The 5917-nt window shown below is 62.1% G+C and carries 5 protein-coding genes and 3 pseudogenes; 4 read left to right on the top strand and 4 right to left on the bottom strand.

The window, feature by feature from the left end; all coding sequences use genetic code 11:
- A pseudogene (locus tag WDC87_RS21645) lies at window positions 1–291 on the bottom strand (hypothetical protein); the annotation flags it as partial.
- A gap of 144 nt (window positions 292–435) precedes the next feature.
- Between WDC87_RS21645 and WDC87_RS21640 the strand changes: the two are divergent.
- Complete coding sequence (locus WDC87_RS21640) at window positions 436–888, top strand: BLUF domain-containing protein (RefSeq protein ID WP_024957533.1); 453 nt, start codon at window positions 436–438, stop codon at window positions 886–888.
- A 40-nt stretch (window positions 889–928) separates the two neighbouring features.
- Here the strand turns inward: WDC87_RS21640 and WDC87_RS21635 are convergent, their stop codons facing one another.
- The gene (locus WDC87_RS21635; RefSeq protein ID WP_024957534.1) at window positions 929–1291 is read right to left on the bottom strand and encodes a response regulator; all 363 of its coding nucleotides are present in this window, start codon (window positions 1289–1291) and stop codon (window positions 929–931) included.
- Between the two features lies 1 nt (window position 1292).
- Window positions 1293–2435: pseudogene (locus tag WDC87_RS21630) on the bottom strand (PAS domain S-box protein).
- Window positions 2436–2596: 161 nt separating this feature from the next.
- Here WDC87_RS21630 and WDC87_RS21625 point away from each other — a divergent pair.
- Window positions 2597–2974 (top strand): response regulator, encoded by a 378-nt coding sequence (locus WDC87_RS21625; RefSeq protein ID WP_033833396.1) that lies wholly within the window; start codon window positions 2597–2599, stop codon window positions 2972–2974.
- 45 nt (window positions 2975–3019) lie between these two features.
- Here WDC87_RS21625 and WDC87_RS21620 read toward each other — a convergent pair whose 3' ends face one another.
- On the bottom strand, window positions 3020–4885 hold the full coding sequence (locus WDC87_RS21620; RefSeq protein WP_197585899.1) for a YbhB/YbcL family Raf kinase inhibitor-like protein: 1866 nt from the start codon (window positions 4883–4885) through the stop codon (window positions 3020–3022).
- Window positions 4886–5015: 130 nt separating this feature from the next.
- Between WDC87_RS21620 and WDC87_RS21615 the strand changes: the two genes are divergently transcribed.
- On the top strand, window positions 5016–5525 hold the full coding sequence (locus tag WDC87_RS21615) for a DUF892 family protein (protein WP_024957537.1): 510 nt from the start codon (window positions 5016–5018) through the stop codon (window positions 5523–5525).
- Window positions 5526–5609: 84 nt separating this feature from the next.
- Window positions 5610–5917, top strand: a pseudogene (locus WDC87_RS21610) (Ku protein); the annotation flags it as partial.

Below are 5917 nucleotides of genomic sequence, written 5' to 3'. Positions count from 1 at the left end.
ACTTGAGGCAAAATCGAGGTCTTTGGGCGGTGGCGTTACCGAGATGGAGAAGCTGGCCGTTTGATCAGAGTTCGGATCGAAGGCGGCCAGCATTTTGATGATCTGGTCCGGTCGCCACTCGCGAGCAAGCTCGGTGGAAACGTCTTCACCATATGCAGCCAAGTTCTGATACGCCACGGATTCCAGGCAGAATCGTAGTTCCAGCGCGGCGTAGATCAATGACGCGTCATCGCCCCTGCTGATTAGTTCTTTAGCCGTGCTTAAACGTTCCGCGATGTTGTAAAGGGCCATAATCAAAGGTTACTCGATTGGAACTCGGGATCAAGTTAACAGCCGCCTGTAGGCGCTATCTCACAACGCGATTGCCTAAATGCGTGGGCGGGACTAAAGTTCGTGGAGGGGGGGATGGCCAGACAAGTTGAGAAGGAGCGCCCAATGCCCATCAGGGCCGTGGTGTATGTCAGCGAGGCATCCGACGCGTTGCGCGGCGATCTGCTTGGCCTCCGGAGCGGCAAGCTCCAGGAGCTGGTCGACGACGCAACTCGATTTAACCGGGACGCAGGTGTCAGTGGGGTGCTCTTGTTCGACGGGACGCGCTTCGTCCAATACTTGGAGGGCCCCCCGGACGGGTTGGACGTGGTGTTCTCAAGGGTGCTCGGTGCTTCGAGCCATCACGACCTGATCGAGCTGCAAAGCGGGACGATCATGGATCGCCGCTTGCCTTATTGGCCTATGCGCTGGTTGCCTGTGGAAGTTAAAGAGCTGAGCGAGGTCGCAGTGGGCGACTGGACCGGTTTCAAGGTGCGGGGGGATGGAGAAGCGTTGAACGCAACGGCGATCGACCGGCTGCTGTTCCTAGTGAGCAGACGCGCACTGGTAGGAAGATGAACCAGTGGCGACCGCCTGGCCGCGCAAGGAATCCGCCCCCCTACGTGCAGCCCAAGTCTTCGTGGATCGCCGTAACAAGCTGTCGGAAGCGGTAAGGCTTCGGGAGAAATCGAACCGTCTCGGGCAGCGGGGGCAGCTGCGAGCGTTGAAGGCCAGACGCGAGCATGACGCGGGCCTGGGGTTGAGCAACCGCGGCTTCCGCCGCGACCTCCAGCCCGTCGGCGCTGTCTGGCATGTTGAAGTCGGTCACTACCACCGCGAACCTGGCGTCGCCGCGCAGGAGGACGAGGGCCTCATCCCCGTTGCTGGCGGGAGTGACTTGGAAGCCCTGAGAGGTCAGAGCCTCTACGACGACGCTGCGGAGATCGTCTTCGTCTTCAACAAACAACACGTGGATCGGCATCTCAATGCTCTGGTGCGGGGAAGCAAAGGCTAACGCGGGTTCCCTTCCCAAGCTCGCTCTGGAGCTCGGTGAACCCGCCGGACTGGGCCGTGAAGCCAAACACTTGGCTCAAGCCCAGCCCGCTGCCCCTTCCAATGGGTTTGGTGGTGAAAAACGGTTCAAATACCCTGGCCTGCTAGTCCGCCTCAATCCCTGAACCGTCGTCTCGGATGCTCAGGCAGATGTAAGGTCTTTCACTGGTGTTGGGCAACGTAGGATCACGGGTTTGCCGCGCAGAGGCCGTGATGAGGATCGTTCCGCCCTTCGGCATGGCGTCGCGGCTGTTGCACACAAGGTTAAGGATTGCGGCCTCCAGCTGTGCCTTGTCCACCGACAGGGTCGGAAGGCCCCGGGAAACTTCGACGGTCAATGCGATCGCGTCGCCGGCGGAGCGGCGCAGCATCGCTTCGCATTCGGCCATCAAGGCGGCCAAGTCGACTGCCTCTGGCACCAAGGTTTGTCCCTTGCCGAAGGTCAGCAACTGCCGAGTCAGAAGGGCCCCGCGCTCGGCGGCCCGCTGCGCGGTATCGATGAGCTTGGCCACGCCTCCGTCTTTCACCCGCAGGCTGATGAGCTCCAGACAGTTGGCCACGATCGTCAACAGGTTGTTGAAATCATGGGCCAAGCCGAGCGTGAACTTCCCGATGGCCTCCATCTTCTGCGCCTGCAGGAGATCGCGCTGGGCTTGGAGCAGCTGCTCCTGCGCTTCGTGGCGCTGGGTGATGTCGCGGGTGATTTTGGCAAACCCCACCAGTTCCCCGTCTTCCCAGATGGGATCGATCACGACGCTGGCACGAAAGCGGGTCCCGTCCTGCCGCAATCGCCAGCCCTCGGCGACGTAGCGCCCTTCTAAGGCCGCGGTCCGCAGGTTTCGCTCTGGTAGGCCGGCTTGGGCCTCCTCGGGCAGGTAGAAGCGGGAAAAGTTGGTGCCGACCACGTCGGCAGCCTGGTAGCCCTTGATTCGTTGCCCACCCGGGTTCCAGGTCTGGATCACCCCGCTGGGGTCGAGCATGTAAAGGGCGTAGTCGGTGACGGAGTTCACCAGCAGGGCAAACTGCCGGCTCTCGTCCCTCAAATCGATTTTCGCTTTCGCAGGTTGGTTCATAGGTCATCCTCTCGGCAGGGCCACCGAAGGGCGACAGAGTGCGCAGTGTAGAAGAGCGACGGCCGTCATCCTTTTACGCCCTCTTCACAAATCGGGCGAGCCCTCGGGCCACACTGTTCAATCGTGGCACATCCACTCAGAGCGCTTGTAGGGAGAAAGTCATGGGATTGGACGGCAAAGCAGTAAGGGTTCTTCTTGTAGAGGACGAACCCACCCTCATGATGGTCTTGGAGCAGGCCATTGCCCAAGTCGGCTACGACGTCTCCAAGACGGCGGAAGACTTGCCCACAGCCTTGGCGTGCGCCAAGGAAGCCGCCTTCGATGTTGCGGTGCTGGACGTCAACTTAAACGGGGTCGAGTCTTACCCCGTGGCCGATCGCTTGGTCGAGTTGGGGGTGCCGTTCCTGTTTACGACCGGCCTTGGGGCCAGCCGGCTGCCCGAACGCTTCAAAGGCACGCCCTTCCTTGAAAAGCCGTTCCGCCTGAAAGAGATCGCCGCCGCCCTCCAGTCCCTTTGCCACGAACTGGAGGTTCACTGAGTTTCCGGGCCTTGGGCGCCGGTCGGGACCTTCGGGTCCCTTTTTTTATTTCAGCGGGGCCTCGACCTGCTGGTAGGTTCCCACAGTCTTGCTCATGCCCAGAATGTGGCCCTTCGCGGCCTTTAGCACTTCGTCCCGCGTCGCGCCGGCCTTCAGATCAAGCACGGTGTCCAAGGCCAACAGCTGGAAGTGGTAATGGTGCGGTGGATCGCCCACAGGCGGTTTGGGGCCGAAATAGCCCACCGATCCTCGGCTGTTCGCCCCCTGCAGCATTCCCTCCGGTTTCAGAAGCCGCGGATCGACCGGCAGGCCCTCGGGCAGCGATTGCTCGGTGGCTGGGATGTTGTAAGCGACCCAGTGAACGAAGGGTTTGACGTTGGCTGCATCCGGATCCTCCATGATCAGCGCATAGGACTTGGCACCAGGCATCGGGCTCCAAGAAAGAGCGGGCGATGCATCGTCGTGATACGCGCTGAAGCGGGGAGGCAATGCTTGGCCCGAGGAAAACGCCGGGGAGCGGAACTCGAACGTGGCGGCTTTGCCGATCCGATCCTTGGCCAACGGCACGCCCGAGCCTTGATTGACTTGGGCCATCAAGGGCCCGCTAGGCACTGCGGTCGCGGGGGAGGCGGACGCTTGGCCTGGGCCGTAAGTCACTCTGTAGATGACGCCGTTGGCATCGTCGCCGACCAAAAGTGCACCGCCCTTCGTCATCGCCAGACCGACGGGCCTTGCGATATGCGCCTGGCCGTTGTCGACCAGGAAGCCGGTCAAGAAGGGCTCAAACCCGACCGGCTTGCCGGCGTTGAAACGAACCCGCACCACCTCGTAGCCCGACGCAGGCTTGCGGTTCCAGGAACCGCGCATCGTCACGAAGGCGTCCCCCCGGTAAGCTGCCGGAAACTGCTGGCCGGTGTAGAACAGCATCTGCATGGGGGCCGCGTGGGCTGTGTAGCCGAGCACCATGGGCTCGCTTGTCGCCGCCCATTGCTGTTTGCTGATCTGCCCTGGCGGTGTGCTCTGGGGATTCACCCCGTCCTTGCCCCAGATGTGGGGCCAACCATACTTCTTTCCTTTCTGAATGCGGTTGAGCTCCTCGGGCTGCTCATCGTTGCCCAAGTAGTCGATGCCGTGATCCATCCCCCACAGCTCCCCCGTTTTGGAGTCCCAAGCAAAGCCGATGGTGTTCCGCAGGCCGCTGGCAAAGATGGACCGGCTCTTGCCATCCGGCGAGGACCTCAGCAGCGCCGCATGCTCGGGATTGGTCTCGTTGCACGCGTTACAGGACGAGCCCACGCTGATGTAGAGCATCTCATCAGGGCCAAAGGCCAGCGTGCGGTTGGGGTGCTGACCGCCATCGGGCAGGTCGTTGATGATCCGTTCCTCTGGACCCAACGTCCCGTCCGGGTGTATGGGGGCGCGATACACGTCGTTGGCCGTGGCGACATACAGCTGCCCGTTGGCGATGGCCAGCCCGTGCGCTCCTGGACGTGAGAAGACCACCTTCGGTTCGGCGTCCAAGGCTCCGTCTTCATTGGCATCCTCCAGCAACAGCACGTCGCCTTGATCTCGACGTGAGACATAAATCCGCCCATCTGGTCCCACGGCGATGATCCGGGGATTTTGAAGGCCTTGCGCCAAGGGACGCACTTGGAAGCCACTGGGCACCGTCAGGGCCTGAACGCGCTCGGGCGTCGCCTCCACCTTGGCGGGTTTGAACGTGTGGACGTTGGCTTGGACGTCGGTTCCGTCCCCCTGCTGAGCGAAGGCGAGGGAGGGGGCCAAGAAGACGAGCAAAAGCGCGGAACGGGTCATGAGGATGGCCTGGCGCTGAGGAGCGTTCAGCATGTGGCGGGAGCGGTCAATGGCCTGCGAATGCGTTGCATGCGCGCCGTTCACCACGAGGGCCATCGATCTCCAGGCCCACGCACCGCCGGTCTGAGATGCTCCGCCGTTCGCCAAGCCTTCACTCGGGGATCGCTTGATCCGCATCCCAGCCTCGATACGGTAAGGCTTCGCCCGACACGAGAGGAAGACATCCATGGCAGAGCTCAAAGAGAACCTGTTGGACTGGCTGCGCGACGCACACGCGATGGAACAGCAAGCCGAAACCATGCTGAAGGGGCAGGCTTCGCGGATCGAGCACTACCCAGTGCTGAAGGCGCGCATTGAAGAGCACATTCAGGAAACCATTGGCCAGCGCGAACGGCTGGAAGGGTGCATCAAGCGCTTGGGCGGCTCGCCGTCGACCCTCAAGGACGTGATGGGCAAGATGGCAGCCTTCGGTCAGGCCGTCGGCGGCATGACGGCCTCCGACGAGATCGTCAAAGGCGCGATGGCCGGTTACGTCTTCGAGCATTTCGAGATCGCCTCCTACACGGCCCTGATCGCCGCAGCGAAGACGGTGGGCGATGCAGAAACGGCCCGGATCTGCGAAGAAATCCTCGTGCAGGAAGAGGCGATGGCCGACTGGCTGGCGGCCCACCTGCCCGAGGTGACCGAAGAGTTCATGGTGCGCGACGCCACGCCGGGCGTCGAAGCCAAAAAGTAACCGCTGCGCCGCGCCGGCCGGGTTCACGCCCGGCCGACGCGGCCGGGCCTACAACGAAAGGCCCTAGGATTGGAGGCGGCTGGCATGCCCAGGCCCATCTGGAGTGGTTCGTTGTCCTTCGGGCTGCTCAACGTTCCGGTGTCCCTCATGTCCGGCGAGCGTCGCATGGATCTGAGCTTTCGCATGTTGGACGCACGAAACAAATAGCCCATTCGCTACGAGCGGGTCAACGCCGAAACCGGCGAAGAAGTGCCTTGGAAGGACATCGTCAAAGCCTTTGAATACGACAAGGGCAGCTACGTCGTCATAGAGAAAGAAGACATCGCCGCGGCCGCCCCCGAGACGCACGAGTCCATCGACGTGGAGGCCTTTGTCGACGCCGAGAGCATCGG

The sequence above is a fragment of the Stenotrophomonas maltophilia group sp. Smal12 genome, from assembly GCF_037079935.1.
GTDB classification, from domain to species: Bacteria; Pseudomonadota; Gammaproteobacteria; order Xanthomonadales; family Xanthomonadaceae; genus Stenotrophomonas; species Stenotrophomonas sepilia.
The sequence above is the reverse complement of the archived record's forward strand: the minus strand, read 5'-3'. Positions and strand labels throughout refer to the sequence as shown.

Coding starts and splice junctions, on each gene's coding strand:
- WDC87_RS21640 (WP_024957533.1), top strand. CDS start 436: ATGCCCATCAGGGCCGTGGTGTATGTCAGCGAGGCATCCGACGCGTTG.
- WDC87_RS21635 (WP_024957534.1), bottom strand. CDS start 1,291: ATGCCGATCCACGTGTTGTTTGTTGAAGACGAAGACGATCTCCGCAGC.
- WDC87_RS21625 (WP_033833396.1), top strand. CDS start 2,597: ATGGGATTGGACGGCAAAGCAGTAAGGGTTCTTCTTGTAGAGGACGAA.
- WDC87_RS21620 (WP_197585899.1), bottom strand. CDS start 4,885: ATGGCCCTCGTGGTGAACGGCGCGCATGCAACGCATTCGCAGGCCATT.
- WDC87_RS21615 (WP_024957537.1), top strand. CDS start 5,016: ATGGCAGAGCTCAAAGAGAACCTGTTGGACTGGCTGCGCGACGCACAC.